This is a genomic window from Streptomyces sp. R35, assembly GCF_041053035.1.
Taxonomy (GTDB): Bacteria; Actinomycetota; Actinomycetes; order Streptomycetales; family Streptomycetaceae; genus Streptomyces; species Streptomyces lutosisoli.
Genome location: NZ_CP163440.1, coordinates 11,179,280 through 11,197,691, shown reverse-complemented (window position 1 = coordinate 11,197,691; position 18,412 = coordinate 11,179,280). Strand labels below are relative to the sequence as shown.

Sequence of the window (18,412 nt, the reverse complement as noted above, 5' to 3'; positions counted from 1 at the left end):
GCCTCCATCGCGGTGCAGGCCTAGATCTGGTCGTCGAGGACTCCGGCCATGAAGATCTTCACGGTGTCAATGGCGTGCGCGGCGCTGCGGAAGCCGCGGGCGGCGGCCGCGTCGTCCAGGGCGGCGGGCGGGCACCGCCACAGCTGCTGGAGGGTGCGCTGGGCCTCGGTGTCCTTGATGGTCTCGGGCAGGAAGCCGGGGATCGTGTGTCGGGTGTCGTCGTTGGCGGCGAGGTAGCGGGCCAGGGACGTGCGGTCGGGGGCGCTCTCGTTCGCCAGGAGCCGCTTCACGGTGTTCTCGTCCTGCACGTCGACGGGGATGCGGAAGACGACGTGGAGGGGCGGTGTGCTGGTGGCGTTGCCGGTCAGGCGGGCCATCCGCTCGGGCAGCGGCATCCCTGGCTCGCCGTCGTCGGGGTGGACAGAGAGTTGGTCGAGGTGGTCGTGCCACACCTGGGGGAAGTCGGGGTCGAAGATCTGCTGGTAGGCGATGCGCAGCGCGGTGGGCAGTTCCAGGCCGTCAACGTGCTCGGTCGCGAAGTGCGCGTGCCAGCGCCGGAAGTACGGTGTGTCCCAGTGCAGGGCGTCCGCCCGGGCCTGGAGCGCCGGCTCCAGGCCGGACAGGGCGGCGCGCAGGGCCTTGAGAGCGTCGAGACGCTTGAGGTCGCCGAAGTACGGGTCCACGGTGCGCCGTTCGCCGATCCAGACGGTGAGGGCGGTGGCGTGGTGGCTGCGGCAGATGGCCCGGACTGCGGATTCGGTGCGCTGCGGGTAGTACACCGCGCGGAACTCTTCCAGCAGCACGGTGGCCATGGCGGCGGAGACGACGCCGTCCTGCTGGGCGAGGTCGAGGACGTAGCGGAGGTTGACGAGCGGCCACGTCAGCGCCTGCCGGTCACCGTCGGGCGCTTGGCCGACGGCCACCTCGTCGTCGCCGGTGAGTTCGCCGCTCAGATATCGGCGAAAGATGCCGCCGACGCCGCGCATGCCGAAGCGGTGCAGTTCGGCGGCGCGCAGGGCGCCGATGCTCGCGGCACCCAGCACTCGTATACCTCGCGCGAGGGCGGCGAGGATCTCTTTGTGCCGCAGGGCGGCCGCCTGGTGGTAGAGGCCGTCGATGAGGACCACCGTGTCGGTGTCGGCGATCGCATGGTCGAACAGATCGCCGTGGCGCACCGGGGGCAGCCGGCGTACGGAGGGGTCGCTGAATAACAGTTCGTCGGGGTGCAGGGTGGGCCCGACGTAGACATGGATCATGAGGGGCTTCCGTTCGGGGTTGGGAGAGGGAAGTGCCCCTCGGATCTGCTCCGAGGGGCACTTCCGTGGTGCCGGGGCCCGGACCCGGCGGATGTCACACGGGTGGCGCCGCCAGGCCGGGCTGACACCTCAGATCAGCCCTCGCACGATGGCGAGGAGCGCGTCAGGGACCTTCGTCCTCGACGTCCTCGATGCGTACGGCGCTGGTCTGCTCGGTGAGCGTGGTGACCGTCTCTGCGCGCACGGGCCTGGCCTGTGCGGCGAGTTCCGACTTCGAGCGATCCATGGCTTCCTCCCCTCTTCTTCTTGTGCGGCAGTCGCGAGCGGGCGCTCGCGACTGGTGATGCCACGGACCGGTGCGGACCGGATCCGCCTGCCCGTCCTTGCGGACGGGAGGTCTGGTCGTGCCGGCCGCGCCGCCGCCTGCCGGCCAAGGAAGGGGAGCCTGACGGCGGCGCGGTCATCCGCTGACCTGGGGCGAGGATGAACAGGCCAGCGGGGTCGGGGAAGCGAGGCGGCCGCCGAGCACGCCCGCGCGTGCCCCTTGGCCGGCTGACCGGCCCCCGGTCTCGGGTGGGGAGCCAAGGCCGGAACCCGGCGCCGGGGCGCAGCTCTCGGGGGAGCGAGCATCGCCGCCGGCGCCAGGCGTCTGGACACCTCCCCCGTGACCGTCGGGCGGCCCGGGGATGGTGTGGCCGTAGCCGCGCAGCACGATGACGTGGCGCTGCTGGCTGAGTTGGTGCGTCTCGCGGTGGGCCCAGCCGGAGCCGATCGCGGCGGCCTGTGGTTGGGTGAGTCCGCGACGGAACGCCTCGACAGCGGTATCCGGCCCGGCTTCGTCGGTGGGCTTGCCATCGGTGCTCCGCGGGGCGGGGCGGACGCGGACGAGGGCGTAGAAGGTCCCGGTGGGCTTGAGCCAGCGGCCCACGTCCGTCAGCAGGCGTCCGTGTTCCAGGAACGGAAAGGCGTACCTGCAGGTGACCAAATCGAGGCTGCCCGGCTCCAGTTCGCGCGGGATCGGCTCGGCGTTGATGTCCCACTGGGCGTAGGACAGTCCGTCACCCAGGCCGGCGGCAGTGGCTTGCCGCAGCGCTTCGGCGGAGAAGTCGTAGCCCGTCACGCTCAGGCCCCAGGCGCCGAGCTGCCGCGTCCATTGGCCAATACCGCAGCCGAGGTCGACAGCCCTCATACCCGGTCGCGGCCGGACTTCGCGGTGGAAGTGCTCGGCCTCCTTGTCGCTGACAACCTGAGGGTGACCGGTGGTGAACCAGCGGTCCCAGTCCGCTGCCGACAGCCTGGGGGCACTCTGCGCTGGGGCGCTCATGTGTCGGTCTCCGTCGCCTCGTCGAGGACGCGGCGCAGCCGAGCCACGTCGAAACGCCTGCCGACGACCTCGCCGGCGGGCACGCCGAACAGGTTCACCGGCGAGGGCTCGTCGGGCAGCTCAGGCATGAGCGCGGACAGTGCAACCTGCGGATCACGGGTCCGCAGCCGCTCGGGCGGCAAGCGGTGGGGGGATGCCTCAGCCATGGCTCTCAACTTCCGTACAGGACAGCGGGGACAATGAATCCGACGACCGCGAGGACGATGAGGAGCTGGAGGGCCCACTGGCGCCAGCCCCAGCCGCGCTCGTCCATCCGCCGGATCGGGCCCTTCACCGGGACTCCGGGATGATCAGGTCGACGAACGAGAAGTGGTCGCCGAACCACAGCAGTTCACGCTCGTACAAGGCATCGTCCGGGCTGATCACATCGCGAGAAACGGCGATCACGCCGTCCGCAGCCCCCTGGCGCAGAAGGAGCCGAACGGCCAGCCATCCGTTGCGGTCCTGCGGTGCGGGAGCGCCGTCCAGGCGGGAAGCCGTGTCGTGGAACTCGTGCCTGACGTCCCAGACGCCCTCGGCGTACGTGCGCAGCCGTGCGAAGTCCGGTTCAGGGTCGCTGTTGGAGATGGCCAGCGTGTAGAGGATCACGCGGAGTGTGCGGGTGCGGCTGGGCCCTTCCACGGCAGTGCGCAACAGGTTCTTGCGTAACCGCATCAGCCGCAGCCGGGGGTCGGGCTGGACACGGTTCTGGGCCTGGTTCATCCACCGGGTCATCTCGTTGTCCTGGTCAATCCAGCCCGGGGCGCCGCCTGCTGCTGTGGCACCGAGCGGCGGGAGATGGGTCATGCGGGCACCTCCCCCGGCAGCAGGTGGGCCCGGACCGTCTTGCCGCGCCCGTTCTCGGAGAGGATCCAGCTCACGTCCGCCCCGAGCCGGCGGACGTCCCACAGGCCGCTCCCCTTCTCGCCGCGGATGGCGGCCGCGCAGTCGGGGAACTCGGGACTCGGGTCGCCGACATCGATGAGCAGCTCGTCCTTCTCGGTGACGGCCAGGCGCACGTCTATGTGCGCGCTCGTCCCGTCGACGGGAGCGGCGTGGACGACGGCATTCTTCGCGAGCCTTGCCAGGACCTCGACTGCGGCGGCGTTGTTCCCAGTCCAGTTCAGCAGGGTCAGACGCGTGTAGGCGTCCGTGCGGACCTGCCGCAGGCTCTCCGGGCGCAGCGTGTACGAGCGGGCCCAGTGGCGGTCGACGGGTGCGCAGATGGGGCTGGGGGTCGTGTCGGTCAGGCCGTTGAAGTCGCTGTGCAGGCGTGTGTTGCCGTGCCGTCCGGCGTGGGGATACGCGGCGAATGCCGGGAGCCCGAGGAGCCACACCCGTAGTGCGGTCCGGTCTCCGGGGTGCCAGGCGATCTCCTGCTCGGCGGGGGCAACGAGACCAGTGTCTTCGCCATTCGTGAGGATCTGCTCGACCGTGCGCCAGCCGGTGCGGCGGTAGCGCGGTACGTCGAGCGGCGCCAGGTCGTACACCTCCTGCACGACCGTCCAGCCCTGCCGGAAAGCGAAGTCGCTCAGCACCGTCAGCGCGCTGAGCGCGATCTTCGAGTCGCAGCTGCTGGTGTAGAGCACCACACGGGCATGGCCGGGGACCGTGCCGACGACCTTGTGGGACGGGGCGGCGGGGGTCGCGATGGGGGTGGCATGGGTCATGCCCTCAACTCCAGGATTCGGGGAGGTCACGGCTTGCCTCCCTCGTCATCCGATGTCGCCGACGGACCCCAAGCTGCCTCCAGCTCTCGGCGCAGTTCGGCGGCCTGGGTGAGTCCGTGCGAGCGCTGGATCAGCCAGAACGGGCCAGGCGGCGCCTCCTTGTGATCCGGTGGCAGCAACACGGTCATCCCTCGGCCGAATGCCATCGTCTGCGGCATCCGCCAGCCAGCAGCGGCGCCCACCGGGACGAAGAAGTACAGCGAAGGGGCGGCCGGGTACGGGTCCACCGTGATCGCGCCGGGATCGCTCATGTTCTCGATCGCCCGTAGGCCGAGGAACCGGGACACCTTGATGACGTCCCAGTCGATGCCGGCGAGCGCGAGGCGCATCTCGGCCGCGCACGCGAGCCCTGCCAAGTCCTTGATCATCCGCTACCCGTCCTTCACTGCGATGGCGTGAAGGTACGGCCGGTCTGGCGCAGCGGACGGAACTGAGAGTTCTGCGGAACTGTGGGTTCAGTCAGACGAGTTGGAGACGCTCGGCAAGCCCGGTGACCTGGCGGCGGAAGGTGGGGCGGACTCGCTTCTGCAGCCCCAGGACGATGTCCCGGGCGAGGGGACTTCGTGTGAAGTCCTCGGGAGCGAGGTCTTCGAGACCGAGCAGGTGGACGAGGACGGCGGCGTCTTCGCGGCGCAGATCGTGGCAGCGGGCCGCTTCCAGCCCGAACGTGAACTGCCGTTCCCGGCTCGGCAGTCGGCTGGTGTCGACCTGGTCCGCCACGCGCAGCCCCTCAGTGGCCTCGCCCGCGAGCATCTCGATGCTCATCGCGTGCAACGCAACGTTGGTGGGGCCGAACACCGTCCAGTGTGCGTTTCCCTCCCCCGCCATCTGGGCAAGAGGGACGGCGCGCTGTTCCAGGCGCCGACGGGCCTCCCACCAGTTGCGGCGGCGGGCGTCGGAGACGACGGCGACCAGTTCGAGGGCGCCCTCGACCGCGCGAGACTCGGCTGTGGCGGGGGCCCGGCGCAACTGCTCGACGGCCAGGAGCGCGACCGCCTTGGCCTCTTCGACGGCGCTGGGCTCGCTGTGGGAGAGCAGGACGTGGCCGAGGTTCCATGACGCGGTGGCGATCCGGACGGGGTCGTCGGCGTCCTCGGCCGCGCGCATCGCGCGGTCGGCGACCATGAGAGAGAGGTCGAGACGGCCGGTCCTACGGCAGTACGAGCGCAGTAAGCCGTACAGGTCGGCGGCCACACGCAGCACTTCGCGCCGCGCGGCGGGATCGCTGCCGTGCCGGTGTGCTCGTACGGCGTACTCGACGTCGGCGATGAGGCTGGGCAGGATCTGAGCTGCCTTCGTGAACCGATCCTTGGAGGCCTGCCAGATCTGCCAGGCCTGCTCGACCCGCTCGCGCAGCAGCGCGGGGTGTGCCGGAGCAGTGTTGCGTGCGGGCCCGTGTCCCATCAGGGCACGGGCGACCTCCGGCGCTGCGGTGTGGGGCGCCGCGGGTTCCTCGATCGGGTCCTCGGTGAGCAGGGCGGCTACGGGCACGCCCAGCTCAGCGGCGAGGCGGACCAGCACTTCGGCAGAGGGAGTCTTCTCGCCAGCCTCGATCAGGCGGAGGTAGCGCTCGGTGATGCCGCACAGCCCTGCGACGACGGCGACGGAGCGGTTGCCGTTCGCGCGCCGGTAGTGCTTGGTCCTGCGGCCGATGGGCAGGCTCGGCGAAGTCGACGTCACGTCCGCCCCCTTTCCCGGGCATCTCTCGTACCGTCAGCGTAGGACGCAGACAGCGGCAGCACGTACGGTCTGCACGCGTTCGCGTGACATCTTGGGAGCCGGTCACGGCTGGGGAGTTGGGGAGGCACATCATGGCCCGACTGGTCCTGTGGGACATCGACCACACCTTGATCGACACGCGAGGTGTGGGCCGCGAGCTCTCGGCCGCCGCCTTCGCGCGGACCACCGGTCAGCCAATGCGCGAGCAGGCGAAGATCGACGGCATCACGGAACAGGTGATCTTCCGGGAGACCGCCCGGCTTCACGGCCTGGCCACCAGCCGGCCGGACTTCGAGCGCTTCGCTCACGCCCTCACCGAGGAACACCTCAAGCACATCAATGACCTGCGAGAACGCGGACACGCTCTGCCAGGCGCGGCCGCTGCCCTGGACGCCCTCGACGCCGATGGCGTCCGGCAGACCGTGGTGACCGGCAACGTCCGCGCCGTCGCCGAGATCAAGCTCCAGGTGTTCGGCATCGACAGCCGCATCCTGTGGGACCTGGGCGCCTACGGAGAGGACAACGACGCGCGCGCCGAGCTCGTCCGCCTGTCCCTGCAGCACGCGCACGTGAGCGCCGAGACCGCCGTGCTAATCGGCGACACTCCGGCGGACGTCGAGGGTGCCCACGCCAACGGGGTACGGGTGATCGCGGTGGCCTCGGGGCGCAGCGATGAGACCACCCTTCGGGACGCCGGCGCCGAGACAGTTCTCTCCGACCTGCGCGACACCGAGCTGCTCGTCAAGCTCGTACGCAACGACGCTTGATCAACCGGTCCCGCTGGCGTACACGGGCCAGCTGAGTACGGCCTACGCACCGAACTCATCGAGCAGCTGGCCGCATAACTCTCAATGGGCTCTGGTCCACTTCCTGTGGTGCAGTTACTCCCGGTGACGTCTGAGATTGGGTCAGGGGTCTGGCGAGGGCTTGCTGATACTGCTTCTGACCCTGTGCATCCTGGCCCAGAGCCTGGTCCACCCTGCTACAGGGCGATCAGTCCGGCTGTCGTCTCCTTGAAGCCGCAGGCATCGAAGTAGAACGAACGAAGGTGCTCCTCGAAGTCAACGTGGAGCCACTCGCACTTCGCGGCACGAGCTTCGTGAGCAGCAGCTGCGACCAGCGCGCCTCCAACACCGCTCCGCTTGCGATGCTGGGCGACCACCGTGTCCAGGACGAAGGCGTGAACTCCGCCGTCCCAGACCACGTTGACGAAGCCGATCAGCGAGCCGTCTTCCCAAGCGCAGACCCAGCCGAGGCTGTGGCGTTCAAGTCGTTCTCGCCAGGCAGTCTGAGTGACCGGGTGGCCGAAGCCGCCAGCATGCAGCGCGTTGAGGGCGGTGTTGTCGAAGTCGCCCCGCCACTCGTACTCGATCGTCACTCCTCGATCGTAGAGTCCGGGCCAGGTCCAGCAATCAAATTACGGAGCGAGGAGAACTCGCTTGCGGAGGAGTTCGAAACCAGCGCGGCCGAACATCTGACGCTTGAGCATCTTGATCCGGTTGACGTGGCCTTCGACGACGCCTGAGTTCCAGGGGAGTGTGAGGCCGGCGATGACGGCGTCGAGGTCGCGTTCGAGGTGCTGGGCGAAGTGCCGGAGGCTGGGCAGTTCGGTAGTGGAGGTGGCCGCTTCGATCCAGGTCGGCAACTGGTCGCCTTGGAGGTGGGCGACCATGTGGCCGAAGGAACGCACGTGCTCGGAGAGTGCTGTCAGTTCGGGGCAGTTGGCCAGGACGGCTTTGAGCTGGAGGCGGTCGACTTCGGGCAGGGCGTCGGGGTGGGTGAGGATCCAGCGCGTGACGGCGCGGGCCGACGGCGGGCGGGGGCCGACCGGTTGGGGCTTGCCGCGAAGCGTCCTGCTGACGTAGTCGCGGACGCTGGCGTAGCCGCGGGGATAGCCCTGTTCCTTGATCTCCTCCCATAGTTTCCAGGCGTTGGTGCAGCCTTCCTGCCAGCGCTGATCGAGGTAGGGCTTGTAGGCATCGAGCCTGGTCGCACGGTTTTGCCACTGACCGGTGAACATCTCCTCCGGGCTGGTGGCGCGGGAGAAGCGCAGGATCGTGTTGAGGGTCATCCCGAGCTGCCGGGCGACGGACCGCTTACTGTGGCCGGCGGCGAGGAGAGCGTGGATGGTGGCGTGCTTGGTGCGGGTGCGCTCGGCGAACCGGTGCCCTGTCGGCCAGGGCGATGACGTGGTTGGCTCTGGTTCCTCCTGGGGTTCCTCCGGCTGTTCCGGCGCGGGACGTAAGCAGCTGCGGTGCCGGTAGACGCACTTCTCGGCGGCTTCGCCCAGGTTGTGCCAGAGATGCCACCGGTCGGCGACCTGGAGAGCCTGCGGGGCTCCGCGGGTCGCGCCCTCGGCAAAGAAGGGAGCCCGGTCACGGCAGACGATCTCGATGCCGGGCCGCTCGGCGAGCCAGGCCGCGAGCGTGTCCGCCTCCCGGTCCGGAAGAAGGTCGACCGGTCGACGTGTCTCGACGTCGACGAGCACGGTTCCGTAGACACGGCCCTTGCGCTGGGCGTACTCGTCCACGCCGACCACACGGGGTGCTGCGGTGGCGGGGTCCGGAAGCGAGGCGATCAGCCTCAGCAGGGTGTTCCGGCTGACCGAAACCCTGAAGGCGTCCGTCATCCGGGCGCCGGCTCGGCCCGCGAGCGCAAGACCGACCGACACCAGCGTCGACCGTAGCCGCTCGGTCCGTCGCCCGAACCTGCGAGTGAGGCCCGGTACTTGCTCAGCGAAGGTCTTGCGCTCGCAGGATTCTTCCTCGCAGACGAACCGCCGCACCCGCAACGACACCACCACGAACTTGCCCGCCGTCGGCAGATCACGAGGGAATCGCAGGTAGGAGCCGTGTATTCGCCCTGACCGACATCCACATCCCGGACAGGCCGCCTTCCCTGCGGTCGTACGGGCCCCGACTCGCACGACCGCGTCGGTCACCTCGACCGACTCCACCAACACGCCCTCGACCGAGGAAAACAGCAGCTCGTTCAACTCCGGCAGCACTTCGTTCACGGCGAAGGACTGTCGACCACGCCACCAACCAGCCGGGCGATTTTCGGGCGAACTCACCCTCCATCACACGGAGATCAACAGTCACCTTGCGTATGCATCCACAGGAAGTGGACCAGAGCCCCTCAACGAGAGTCGTTTGTCCATAAGTTCGGATGTCATCCGCGGGCCTGTTGATCTCCGAATGTCGGTGAGCTTTGGGTTCTGGCACAGATCTTGGGGAGTCGTCGCGGAAAGTCACCTCGGTGTTCGATTGTGAGAGGCGGCAGTGTGTGAGACCGCGTGCGCCTTGCCGTATGGCATCCGAAAGTCACGCTTCGTCAAGTCTCTCGTCGTCGCTGCCGTGGTCGGCCGTGGACGGTGATGGTGCTGGTCATGCTGACCAACGCATCATTCTGGGACTCGCTCGTGTTTGACGGAATCGACGACGTGGATGTCGAGGCGGTGACGGCCACGTTCGGCACGGTCGAGGTGGCAGCAAGAGGTCGGGCGGCTGGGGCGCCGTGTCCGGACTGCGGCCGCTTCTCGGACCGGGTGCACGACCGCTATCACCGTAGGTTGAAGGACCTTCCGCTCGCTGATGATGAGGATCCTTGGAATCGGCCAGGGTCGCTCTTCCCTTCACATCGTTGGATCTTGAAATGAGTGGGGAAGCTGAGGGGCGAAGAGCACGTGTGAGGGCCCGGCGGCCGAAGGCCGCCGGGCCCTGGTGATCAGTACGCGATCGTCACTGACTGGACGAACGCGCTCACCAGACTCGGCATCGCCTGAGGCAGCATGCAGAGCGGCGGTTGTTCAGAAGGCAGATGCTCCGTCAGGCGAACCTGGCCGCCGTCCTTTTCCGGCTGAACGGTCGGGATTTCACCCACCGCTGGGGATCGTCAGCCCGCACTACCTGAGTTCACAGCACATTGCTGCTGCCAGCGGGCGAGGTTGTTGCGGGTGGTGAGGGTGTAGGGGTGGTCGGGGCCCAGCACCCGCACCATGTGCTCCAGCAGGTCGGCGAAGGCCGCTGCCGCGCCGGCCGCATCTCCGGCCTCCCCCCGCCAGTCGGCGAGGTTGCTTCGGGTGGCGAGGGTGTGGGGGTGGTCGGGGCCCAGCACTCGGATCGTGTGCTCCAGCAGGTCGGCGAAGGCCGCTGCCGCGCCGGCCGCATCTCCGGCGTGCCCCCGCCAGTGGGCGAGGTTGCTGCGGGCGGTGAGGGTGTCGGGGTGGTCGGGGCCCAGCACCCGCACCGCGTGCTCCAGCAGGTCGGCGAAGGCCGCTGCCGCGCCGGCCGCATCTCCGGCGTGCCCCCGCCAGTGGGCGAGGTTGCTGCGGGCGGTGAGGGTGTCGGGGTGGTCGGGGCCCAGCACCCGCACCGCGTGCTCCAGCAGGTCGGCGAAGGCCGCTGCCGCGCCGGCCGCATCTCCGGCGTGCCCCCGCCAGTGGGCGAGGTTGTTGCGGGCGGTGAGGGTTTCGGGGTGGTCCGGGCCCAGCACCCGCACCATGTGCTCCAGCAGGTCGGCGAAGGCCGCTGCCGCGCCGGCCGCATCTCCGGCCTCCCCCCGCTAGGAGGCGAGGCTGCTGCGGGTGGTGAGGGTGTCGGGGTGGTCGGGGCCCAGCACCCGCACCGTGAGCTCCAGCAGGTCGGCGGTCGCCGCCGCAGCCCCGGCCACGTCTCCGGCCTCCCCCCGCCAGTGGGCGAGGTTGCTGCGGGTGGTGAGGGTGTCGGGGTGGTCGGGGCCCAACACCCGCACCCGATCGGCGAGCAAGTCGGCGAAGGCTGCTGCCGCACCGGCCGCATCTCCGGCGTGCCCCCGCCAGGAGGCGAGGTTGTTGCGGGCGGTGAGGGTTTCGGGGTGGTCCGGGCCCAGCACCCGCACCATGTGCTCCAGCAGGTCGGCGAAGGCCGCTGCCGCGCCGGCCGCATCTCCGGCCTCCCCCCGCCAGTCGGCGAGGCTGCTTCGGGTGGCGAGGGTGTCGGGGTGGTCGGGGCCCTGCACCCGCTCCCGATCGGCGAGCAGGTCGGCGGTCGCCGCCGCAGCCCCGGCCACGTCTCCGGCCTCCCCCCGCCAACGGGCGAGGTTGTAGCGGGCGGTGAGGGTGTCGGGGTGGTCGGGGCCGAGGTGGTGGCGGGTGGTGCCGGCCAACTGCTGGAAGTGGGCGATGGCGGCAGCGACCTGGCCGGATGTGCCCAGGCTGTTGCCGGCCCGGAACAGCACCGAGTGGGCGTCCGGCTGGTGGAGGGCGGTTTCGACGCAGGCGGTCAGGGCGGTGGTGCAGGCCCGCAGTGCCTGAATGAGGTCCGTGTCGCGTTCGGGGTCAGGCCAGGCAGCTGTCAGGGAGTCGGCGGCCGCGTGCGCGGCCTGCTCGTGCCGGCTGGGGGTGAGCATGTCGCGGGTGGCGCGCTGGACCATCTGGTGGACGCGCACCGCCGCGCTCGAATCGCCCGGCTCGCCCGTGCGGGCGGGGGCGTGGAGGAGACTGAGGCGGTGCAGCGCCCGCAGCGCACCGTGTGCGTCGTCGGCACTCACCTTTTGCTCCTGCGCTGCGCCGGGGCTGGTGGGGGTGCGGTGAGCTGCGAGGTAGCTCAGGGCGGGTGAGCAGGTCAGGACGTCGGCGGGGATGCCGTTGGGGTCGAGGTAGGAGGCGAGTTGGAGCATGGGGCGGGCCAGGCCGGCGGGGCGCAGCCGGTCGGCGTATTCCACGGACAGCGACCAGGCCGCGGCCATGGTCCGGCTCTGGCCGTCGGGCAGGACCTCGGGGCTCAGCCGGGCCAGGCTCTGCGCCCGGTCGGCCAGCAGGGTCCGGTAGGCGGCGCAGCTGGTGCCTGCGTCGATCATGTATGCGGCGGCCTGCGACAGGGCCAGCGGCAGGCAGCCCAGATCCTGGGCCAGTGCGGCGATATCGGCGGGAGGTTCGGTGCGCTCGTCGGTGGCCAGTGCGGTGTTGAGGTAGTCGGTGGCCTCGGCGGGGGTGAACTCTCCCACCTCGATGCGTTGGCGGCCGGGGGTGAACAGGGCGGCATCGCGGCGGCGGGTGGTGGCCAGGGTCCGGCCGTGCGGGCTGGCGGGCGGCCACAGGCCGCCCAGGTCGACCGGGTCGGCGATGCCGTCCAAGACCACCAGCCACCGGCATGGCCGCGGTTCGGGTTTCGGCTCCAGCCAGGCCAGGAACCGGGCGGCGGCTTCGTCGGGGTCCTCGACGGCGATGCCCAGCACCTCCGTTGCTGCCTGGGCGTAGAGGGCCACGACCGCGGTGCGGGTGCCGGCCGTGACCCACACCAGCACATCCAGCTCACCTGCGGACCATGTGGTGCGGACGTAGTCCGCGGCCAGCTGTGTCTTGCCGACCCCGCCCAGACCGGCCAGCACTCCCCCCGGCAGCACCGGCCGCGCGGGGCCGACCACCGTGGTTCCGCCGCCCGCCAGCATCTGCTGCAGCCGTGCCGCCTCGGCGCGGTCTTGGAAGCAGCCCGCCCGTGGCGGGAGCACGCCGACCTGATGCGGCCATGCGGCCCGCGCCGGTGGCGCACTGTGGAAGTGGTTGTGCTGGGTGTTGTGGTCACCGTCCTGTTTCGCCGTCGGCCCGGCATAGCTGTCACCGGCCACGGGTCAGGAACCGAACGTGTTGTGCTGCGTGTTGTAGTCGCCCAACTGGATTGCGGTGGGGCCATGGAAGGTGTTGCCGTAGACCGCACGCGCACCGGGCTCGGCCGCCGCGGCGGCGGCCTCCACCTCCGCCACCGCCTTCTCCAGCGCCGCAGCGAAGCCGGGGTCCTGCTCGGCCTGTTCTTCCAGGGCCAGGCGAAGGCGCGTGCGGGTCCGCTCCGTTGGCCCGTCCTGACCGGAGCCGGCCTCGGTGAGGGCCTGCTCCAGCGCGGGATCCGCGCCCAGCCGGGTCACCACGACGTCGTGCAGGCGGTCGACGCCCGCATCCAGTGCCTGGTCGACCGCGCCGTCGGCACGGCCGGCCACCCGGCGTGCCTTGCGCACGGCCCACGCGATGACGTAGCCGACCGCCAACTCCACACCCGTCACAACAACCCCCCGCCCTGGCAATCGGTCCACTACCGACCGTAGACCCCCCCCATCAGGCCAGGGGGCGAAATCACCCATCCGCACTGCTTGGAGGACGACGTCGCACTCATCCCCACTCGCGCCAGACGCAGGGGCGTGGAACCCCCGGGGCGTCGGGGCGCGAGCTGTTCCGGGTTGCCGACGAAATGAAGGCTCCGGAGTGACGGAACGCCGGGTCACTCGTCGCCCCACGCGCTCCGGAGTTCAACGGAGCGGGGAGATCCATCGAGCAGGTCTGGGGTCACTAGAAATCACCGGGTGGCCGTTTCCATCGAGCGCCATCGCTGAACAGGGCTTCGTGATTCGGCTGACGGTCCGGCGTTTTATGTGTGGGGTGGGGGACTGTCCGCGTCGGACGTTCGCCGAGCCGTTCTCCAGGTTGACAGTCCCGTACGCACGGTTCACCACCCGGCTCAACCACGTCCTGGAGCGAGTGGGGCTCGCGCTGGCCGGGCGGGCCGGTGCTCGGCTGGCTGCTCAGCTGGGCTTCGGCGCGGGACGGATGACCTTGTTACGCAGGGTCATGGCACTGCCCGATCCGCAGTTCAGCACGCCGCGTGTGCTGGGCGTGGACGACTTCGCGATCCGGCGCGGCCAAACCTACTCCACCGTCTTGACCAGCGTCGAAGACCATCGCGTGGTCGATGTCCTCCCGACACGTGCAGCCGGGCCGCTGGCCGCGTGGCTGGTCCGTCACCCAGGAGTGGAGATCATCTGCCGGGACCGGGCAGGCGCCTACGCCGAGGGGGCCCGGCGCGGCGCCCCCGACGCTCTGCAGGTCGCTGACCGGTTTCACTTGTGGCAGGGCCTCGGCCGGGCCGTGGAGACCTGTGTCGCCGCCCACCGAGACTGTCTGCGCAGCCCGTCGACCAGCGGCACACTGCCGGAGGCGACCTGCCCGGAGTCCGGCCGGCCGCTGAGCGGCTCGGGACCTCTCGGCCGGCGGGCCGAACGTAAGAAGGCCGCGCACACCCTGGTCCACGAGATGCTCGCCCAAGGCCACTCACGCCGGGCGATCGCCCGGCACCTGGGCTGGGGCCTGAACACCGTACTCCGGTACGCGAGCGCCACGCGCTGGCAGGACACCATCCGCGACAACCGTCCCCGACCCAGCAGGCTGGACCCCTACAAGCCCTATCTGGAGCGCCGATTCGCCGAGGGATGCACCAGCGTCACCCGCCTACACAGCGAACTCGTTGCCAACAACGCGCCCGTCACCTACCAGATGGTCCGCGCCCACGTCGCCACCCTCCGCGGGGCTCCGACCGGCGCGCCGCCCCGGCCTCCGACGGTGCGCCAGATGACCGGCTGGCTCACCCGGCACCCCACCGCGCTGAGCGAGGACGACCGTGCTGGCCTGAAGGATGTCCTGGCACGCTGCCCCGAACTGGACACGGCTGCCGGGCATGTCCGTGACTTCGGCGAGATACTCAGCGACCGTCTGGGAGCCAGGCTCCCTGCCTGGATCGACGCGGTCGACGCCAGCCAACTACCCGGCCTCATCGGCTTCGCACTCCACCTGCTCCGAGACCTCGACGCAGTGACAGCAGGACTCACCCTCGACTGGAGCTCCGGCAGCATCGAGGGGGCGGTAAATCGCATCAAGAAGATCAAGAGGCAGCTCTACGGACGAGCCGGATTCGAACTACTCCGCAAGATGATCCTGCTCCAATAGCAACCCGAGACGCCACCCAAGATCTACGCCGGGACCGAGATGCAGGAACACCTGCTGCGGCGGGCGTGCGGATCGAGGCCCAGGTAGGTGCCCAGCCGTGGCAGGATGGTCTCATGTTGATCCGAAAGGGCGATGCCGCGTAGGCGTCCCAAGGCCGTCCGCGCAGAGCGGTGCCGGCCACGATGGCAGTGTCCGGTCCTGAAGGTCCACGGTGTCTCCGCGCGGACTCGTGCAGCGATCCGCAGGGTCGAAGACCAAGAGATGTGGCCCAACGCGGTCGCTAACGCGCTCTCTCGTATCGAGTGGGCTTTCGAGCAACCTGGCCGATACCTGGATGCCTCCGCGTTCTGCTCGCCCGGGATAAACGATGCCCGTGATGACCTGGAGTGGGCGATGCGGCACCTTCCTCTGGGAGCCAAGCGGGACTTGGGCCGACTGATCACGCGCATCGATGAGGAATTCGAGCGCCGCACTTTGCCTGAACCCAACTACATCGAGTTGGCGACGTTCGGCTGGTGGTGGACCAGAATGCGTGAACGCTGACGTGCCTGGAGCTCGTGTACCTTCCCTCCAATCGAACACACCGTCACTCTCCGCGACAGCTCCCCAAGATCTGTGCCAGAACCGAGCTTTGATGTCACTCGGGTGCGTGTACAGAGCGTCGATAGAGTGTTGCCGTGCCGTATCCGCCGATGCCGCCCCAACTCGAAACCGCTCGACTGACGTTGCGGCCGTGGACCGAGTCCGACGTCGATGCCCATCGCACGCTCGTCGCCGAACGGGGTGATGGCATGCCATCAATCGAGCACAACCGGCGGATGATCGATGATCAGCGCGCTGCATCGGCACTGACAGGGACTGCTCTGCTGGCCGTCATCCGCCGCGATGTGGGCGACTTCATCGGGTATTGCGGACTCACCGTCGGTCGGGCTTCCGTCGACGAGCCCGAGATCGCGTACGAGTTGTTCCAGCGAGTGCACGGACAGGGCTATGCAACTGAGGTGGCCTCCGCCGTGCTCGACGCCGCGATCACGACCGGGCGGAAGCGGCTCTGGTCGACAGTGCGTCCCTGGAACGCGCCATCGTTTCGCGTCCTCGAAAAGCTCAGGTTCGAGCGCGACCACGTCTCGGCAGATGACCGTGGCGCACTGGTGTGGCTCACTCGCTCCCTGCCGTAAGAGGCACGTTTCCGTCGCCTGAATGCGCCGGACACGTAACCCTGGCGGGCCAGATCACCTGAGGCGAGAAGCGCCGGGGCGGGGTCAGACTCTCCTTGGAGGCGATGGCGACGCTGTTCTTCTCCTCAACGTTCAGTCAGGACCTGGAACAGCAGCTCAGCACCCCTGCGATCAAGCTCCATATAGCCGAGTTCTTGTCTCAAGAGTTCCGTTTCGCGAGGTATAGCAGGGCATGGGGGCGTCCGGACCACGTGGAGTCAGGCGGGCCGACGTAGACCTCGGTGATGATCTCTGACCGTTGTTCAGGTCCGCCGCCGAGGAAGGCCTCGAGCTCGAAGGCAATGTCGTCGAGGTCTTCGTCCACTTCGGCGTTGCGGCCGGCGACGGCGAAGTGAAGGACGACGGCGTCTGGTCGAGGTTCCACGGCGATGCCGAGAACGTCGTGGCCGATCAGTCCGAGAGCTGCCTGGCCTGCCTGGAGTAGCAGGTAGTTCCTCCGCAGCAACACGTGCACCTCGGCCGCCGTGAGATGCGGGTTGTAGTACTGCTCGGCAGGGTGATCCATTCCGGAAGGGTATCGATTCACCCAGTGACCACGGGCTTTGTGTCGGGTCACGCGGTGGCTTCGAGTGCTGCTGAGACGTCGTCGCTGAGTTCTTCGGCACGGGCAAGTGCGCTGCGCAGTGGGGCGAGCACGGGATACGGGTCGGCGAGAGTGGCTTCGTCCAGCGGGTCGTACCGCACCGGGCAGGTGGGCGTCACAGACACGGTGGTCTCCTTCTCACGCGGTAGAGGGACCGGAACGGGTTGCGGAGCACGATGTGCATCAGTGGTCGTACGTCATGGCGGACCCCCCTTTCGGCCTCGGGCGGGACAGTCGCCGTGTGCTGCGGCATCACGAGAATGGGCTCAACTGTTCGAGTTCGCCGACCAGTTGAGGAGGTCCCGTGGGGGTCCTGCCTTCGTGAAGGAGTCACGAGTCCTTTGCGCTGAGTGATTGGATGGAGACGTGGAAGAGACCACCGGTCACCCGCCGCCGCTCGGCGGAATCTGCGTTCGGGGATCGACGAAGCACGGGTGCGTAAATGGCAGCGCGGCGTCCGACCCAGCGTGGAATCCCAGATCTACATCGCCGAAGGACTCGGCTGGCCTGCGGACATCGCCCGCGCCGACGACTTGCCGAACTGGCTGCCGCTCACCGCCAACGGGGTGGTCCCCTAGGCCCCCACAGCTCCGTGCCCGCCCTGAGAGAGGTCCAGCGAACAGCGATGGAACGCCGCACCTTCCTGACGATCTCCGGCGCCGCCCTGTCCGCCCTGGCCGCGGACTGGGCAGGCGGCCCTGCAGCCGCGCTCGCCCAGGCCAACGACGGCAAACCGATCGGCGAAGACCTCGTCGCCTTCCTGGAGAGCTCCACTCGGCACCTCGCCGGCCTGTCCACCGAGCAGCGTCAGCACATCCCCGCGCTACTGGACGGCCACCTCGCCACGGTGACTGAACTGCTCGAAAACGGCCGCTACACGCCTGCCCTCGGGCTGCGCCTGCACACCCTGGCGGCCTCCCTCTCCCAGACTGTGGCCTGGCACGCCTTCGACCTCCGCCGCCACACCCACGCGAGCCAGAGCTGGGTCGCAGGCCTGCACAACGCCCACGCTGCAGGGGATCACGATATGGGCGCCGGACTTTTAGGCGACCTCGCCTACCAGGCTGCCCGGCGCCGCGATCACACCACCGCAGCCAACATCCTCAACTACGCCCTGACCCGCGTTCAGAATCCCGCCGCCCGCTGCCTCCTCCAGCTGCGCCTCGCCCGCACCCTCGCCGCACGAGGCGACCGGAGTGAACGCAGCGCCGTACTACGAGCCCTCACCGCGGCCGAGCACCACCTCAACGACGCTGGTGCCGACCGGCCCGCCTGGTGCGCCTGGTGCGCCTGGGTATCCGAGGCCGACCTCGCCGTCGACTCCGGACAAGCCCTCCTGGACCTCGGCGATACCAGCCGCGCCCATCAACTCATCAGCGAAGGCGAACGCCTACTGCCACCCGTCCGGGACAAGACGAAAGGCGTCTTCCTCGCCTACCGCGCCGCGAGCTACCTCGATCTGAAGGAACCCGAACCCGCCGCAGCCGCCGCCACCCAGTCCCTGCTCCTGGCCCGCCGCATCGGAGCACCCCGCTGCGCCCGCCTCGTCGACGACCTGCTCCCCCGCTTCAAGTCCTACCAGGACATTGTGAGCCCCTGCTCCATGAGCCAGTCCGGCGCGGGTGGACGTGCGTCGATGCCGCGCTGCCGCTCGGCTTCCCGCTGCTCGGCTGCCACGATCTGCTTCCGGACCCGGTCGAGGGTATGGGCGAGCCAGGTCTCCAGGATGCGGAGTCTGGGCAGGTCGGGCGGGAGGTCTTGCATGCTTCCAGTT

Annotated in this window: 23 protein-coding genes and 1 pseudogene; 5 read left to right on the top strand and 19 right to left on the bottom strand. The window is 69.2% G+C overall.

Annotated features, from left to right (window positions below):
- Positions 1-20 precede the first annotated feature (20 nt).
- From AB5J50_RS50740 to AB5J50_RS50700, 9 genes are all read right to left on the bottom strand, one after another.
- A complete protein-coding gene (locus tag AB5J50_RS50740; RefSeq protein WP_369265247.1) occupies positions 21-1,256 on the bottom strand; it encodes a TfuA-like protein in 1,236 nt (411 codons plus the stop codon).
- A 163-nt stretch (positions 1,257-1,419) separates the two neighbouring features.
- Positions 1,420-1,542 (bottom strand): hypothetical protein, encoded by a 123-nt coding sequence (locus tag AB5J50_RS50735; RefSeq protein WP_369265246.1) that lies wholly within the window; start codon positions 1,540-1,542, stop codon positions 1,420-1,422.
- A gap of 174 nt (positions 1,543-1,716) precedes the next feature.
- Positions 1,717-2,580 carry a class I SAM-dependent methyltransferase gene (locus AB5J50_RS50730; RefSeq protein WP_369265245.1) on the bottom strand — a complete coding sequence of 288 codons (864 nt, stop codon included), beginning with the start codon at positions 2,578-2,580 and terminating at the stop codon, positions 1,717-1,719.
- Positions 2,577-2,786 carry a hypothetical protein gene (locus AB5J50_RS50725; RefSeq protein WP_369265244.1) on the bottom strand — a complete coding sequence of 70 codons (210 nt, stop codon included), beginning with the start codon at positions 2,784-2,786 and terminating at the stop codon, positions 2,577-2,579. The genes AB5J50_RS50730 and AB5J50_RS50725 overlap by 4 nt, the downstream gene beginning before the upstream one ends.
- 5 nt (positions 2,787-2,791) lie before the next feature.
- Positions 2,792-2,914: a hypothetical protein gene (locus AB5J50_RS50720; RefSeq protein WP_369265243.1), complete on the bottom strand. Its 123-nt coding sequence runs from the start codon at positions 2,912-2,914 to the stop codon at positions 2,792-2,794.
- Entirely contained in the window at positions 2,911-3,426 is a 516-nt protein-coding gene (locus tag AB5J50_RS50715; protein WP_369265242.1) for a hypothetical protein, read from the bottom strand. Before AB5J50_RS50715 ends, AB5J50_RS50720 begins: the two co-directional genes overlap by 4 nt.
- A complete protein-coding gene (locus tag AB5J50_RS50710; protein ID WP_369265241.1) occupies positions 3,423-4,289 on the bottom strand; it encodes an ATP-binding protein in 867 nt (288 codons plus the stop codon). Before AB5J50_RS50710 ends, AB5J50_RS50715 begins: the two co-directional genes overlap by 4 nt.
- 26 nt (positions 4,290-4,315) lie before the next feature.
- Positions 4,316-4,717, bottom strand: coding sequence for a hypothetical protein (locus tag AB5J50_RS50705; protein WP_369265240.1), 402 nt, complete (start codon positions 4,715-4,717; stop codon positions 4,316-4,318).
- A 91-nt stretch (positions 4,718-4,808) separates the two neighbouring features.
- Complete coding sequence (locus AB5J50_RS50700) at positions 4,809-6,029, bottom strand: helix-turn-helix domain-containing protein (protein WP_369265239.1); 1,221 nt, start codon at positions 6,027-6,029, stop codon at positions 4,809-4,811.
- Between the two features lie 131 nt (positions 6,030-6,160).
- On the opposite strand from AB5J50_RS50700, the gene AB5J50_RS50695 reads away from it, so the two are divergent.
- Complete coding sequence (locus AB5J50_RS50695) at positions 6,161-6,835, top strand: HAD family hydrolase (RefSeq protein WP_369265238.1); 675 nt, start codon at positions 6,161-6,163, stop codon at positions 6,833-6,835.
- A 215-nt stretch (positions 6,836-7,050) separates the two neighbouring features.
- Here the strand turns inward: AB5J50_RS50695 and AB5J50_RS50690 are convergent, their stop codons facing one another.
- The gene (locus AB5J50_RS50690) at positions 7,051-7,446 is read right to left on the bottom strand and encodes a GNAT family N-acetyltransferase (RefSeq protein WP_369264915.1); all 396 of its coding nucleotides are present in this window, start codon (positions 7,444-7,446) and stop codon (positions 7,051-7,053) included.
- A gap of 39 nt (positions 7,447-7,485) precedes the next feature.
- Positions 7,486-9,084 carry an ISL3 family transposase gene (locus AB5J50_RS50685; protein WP_369264916.1) on the bottom strand — a complete coding sequence of 533 codons (1,599 nt, stop codon included), beginning with the start codon at positions 9,082-9,084 and terminating at the stop codon, positions 7,486-7,488.
- A gap of 372 nt (positions 9,085-9,456) precedes the next feature.
- Between AB5J50_RS50685 and AB5J50_RS50680 the strand changes: the two genes are divergently transcribed.
- On the top strand, positions 9,457-9,726 hold the full coding sequence (locus AB5J50_RS50680) for a transposase family protein (RefSeq protein WP_369265237.1): 270 nt from the start codon (positions 9,457-9,459) through the stop codon (positions 9,724-9,726).
- Between the two features lie 68 nt (positions 9,727-9,794).
- Here AB5J50_RS50680 and AB5J50_RS50675 read toward each other — a convergent pair whose 3' ends face one another.
- From AB5J50_RS50675 to AB5J50_RS50660, 4 genes are read right to left on the bottom strand one after another with little or no spacing between them, the layout of a single operon-like run.
- Positions 9,795-9,950 (bottom strand): hypothetical protein, encoded by a 156-nt coding sequence (locus tag AB5J50_RS50675; protein WP_369265236.1) that lies wholly within the window; start codon positions 9,948-9,950, stop codon positions 9,795-9,797.
- A gap of 12 nt (positions 9,951-9,962) precedes the next feature.
- Positions 9,963-10,571 (bottom strand): tetratricopeptide repeat protein, encoded by a 609-nt coding sequence (locus AB5J50_RS50670; protein ID WP_369265235.1) that lies wholly within the window; start codon positions 10,569-10,571, stop codon positions 9,963-9,965.
- A 60-nt stretch (positions 10,572-10,631) separates the two neighbouring features.
- The gene (locus tag AB5J50_RS50665) at positions 10,632-12,674 is read right to left on the bottom strand and encodes a tetratricopeptide repeat protein (RefSeq protein ID WP_369265234.1); all 2,043 of its coding nucleotides are present in this window, start codon (positions 12,672-12,674) and stop codon (positions 10,632-10,634) included.
- Between the two features lie 3 nt (positions 12,675-12,677).
- Entirely contained in the window at positions 12,678-13,103 is a 426-nt protein-coding gene (locus tag AB5J50_RS50660) for a hypothetical protein (RefSeq protein ID WP_369265233.1), read from the bottom strand.
- A 199-nt stretch (positions 13,104-13,302) separates the two neighbouring features.
- Between AB5J50_RS50660 and AB5J50_RS50655 the strand changes: the two genes are divergently transcribed.
- The 3 genes from AB5J50_RS50655 (at position 13,303) to AB5J50_RS50645 (ending at position 15,995) form a co-directional block, all read left to right on the top strand.
- Positions 13,303-14,817, top strand: a complete 1,515-nt coding sequence (locus AB5J50_RS50655; RefSeq protein WP_369265232.1) for an ISL3 family transposase — start codon at positions 13,303-13,305, stop codon at positions 14,815-14,817.
- Positions 14,818-15,210: 393 nt separating this feature from the next.
- Entirely contained in the window at positions 15,211-15,360 is a 150-nt protein-coding gene (locus AB5J50_RS50650; protein ID WP_369244424.1) for a hypothetical protein, read from the top strand.
- 149 nt (positions 15,361-15,509) lie between these two features.
- Positions 15,510-15,995, top strand: coding sequence for a GNAT family N-acetyltransferase (locus tag AB5J50_RS50645; protein ID WP_369265746.1), 486 nt, complete (start codon positions 15,510-15,512; stop codon positions 15,993-15,995).
- A gap of 82 nt (positions 15,996-16,077) precedes the next feature.
- Here AB5J50_RS50645 and AB5J50_RS50640 read toward each other — a convergent pair.
- The 4 genes and pseudogenes from AB5J50_RS50640 to AB5J50_RS50625 all read right to left on the bottom strand — a co-directional run.
- Positions 16,078-16,189 (bottom strand): annotated as a pseudogene (locus AB5J50_RS50640) (ATP-binding protein); the annotation flags it as partial.
- Positions 16,190-16,194: 5 nt separating this feature from the next.
- Entirely contained in the window at positions 16,195-16,560 is a 366-nt protein-coding gene (locus tag AB5J50_RS50635; protein WP_369265231.1) for a hypothetical protein, read from the bottom strand.
- A gap of 47 nt (positions 16,561-16,607) precedes the next feature.
- Entirely contained in the window at positions 16,608-16,763 is a 156-nt protein-coding gene (locus tag AB5J50_RS50630) for a hypothetical protein (RefSeq protein WP_369265230.1), read from the bottom strand.
- A 1,450-nt stretch (positions 16,764-18,213) separates the two neighbouring features.
- Positions 18,214-18,402 (bottom strand): hypothetical protein, encoded by a 189-nt coding sequence (locus AB5J50_RS50625; protein ID WP_369265229.1) that lies wholly within the window; start codon positions 18,400-18,402, stop codon positions 18,214-18,216.
- Between the last annotated feature and the right edge of the window lie 10 nt (positions 18,403-18,412).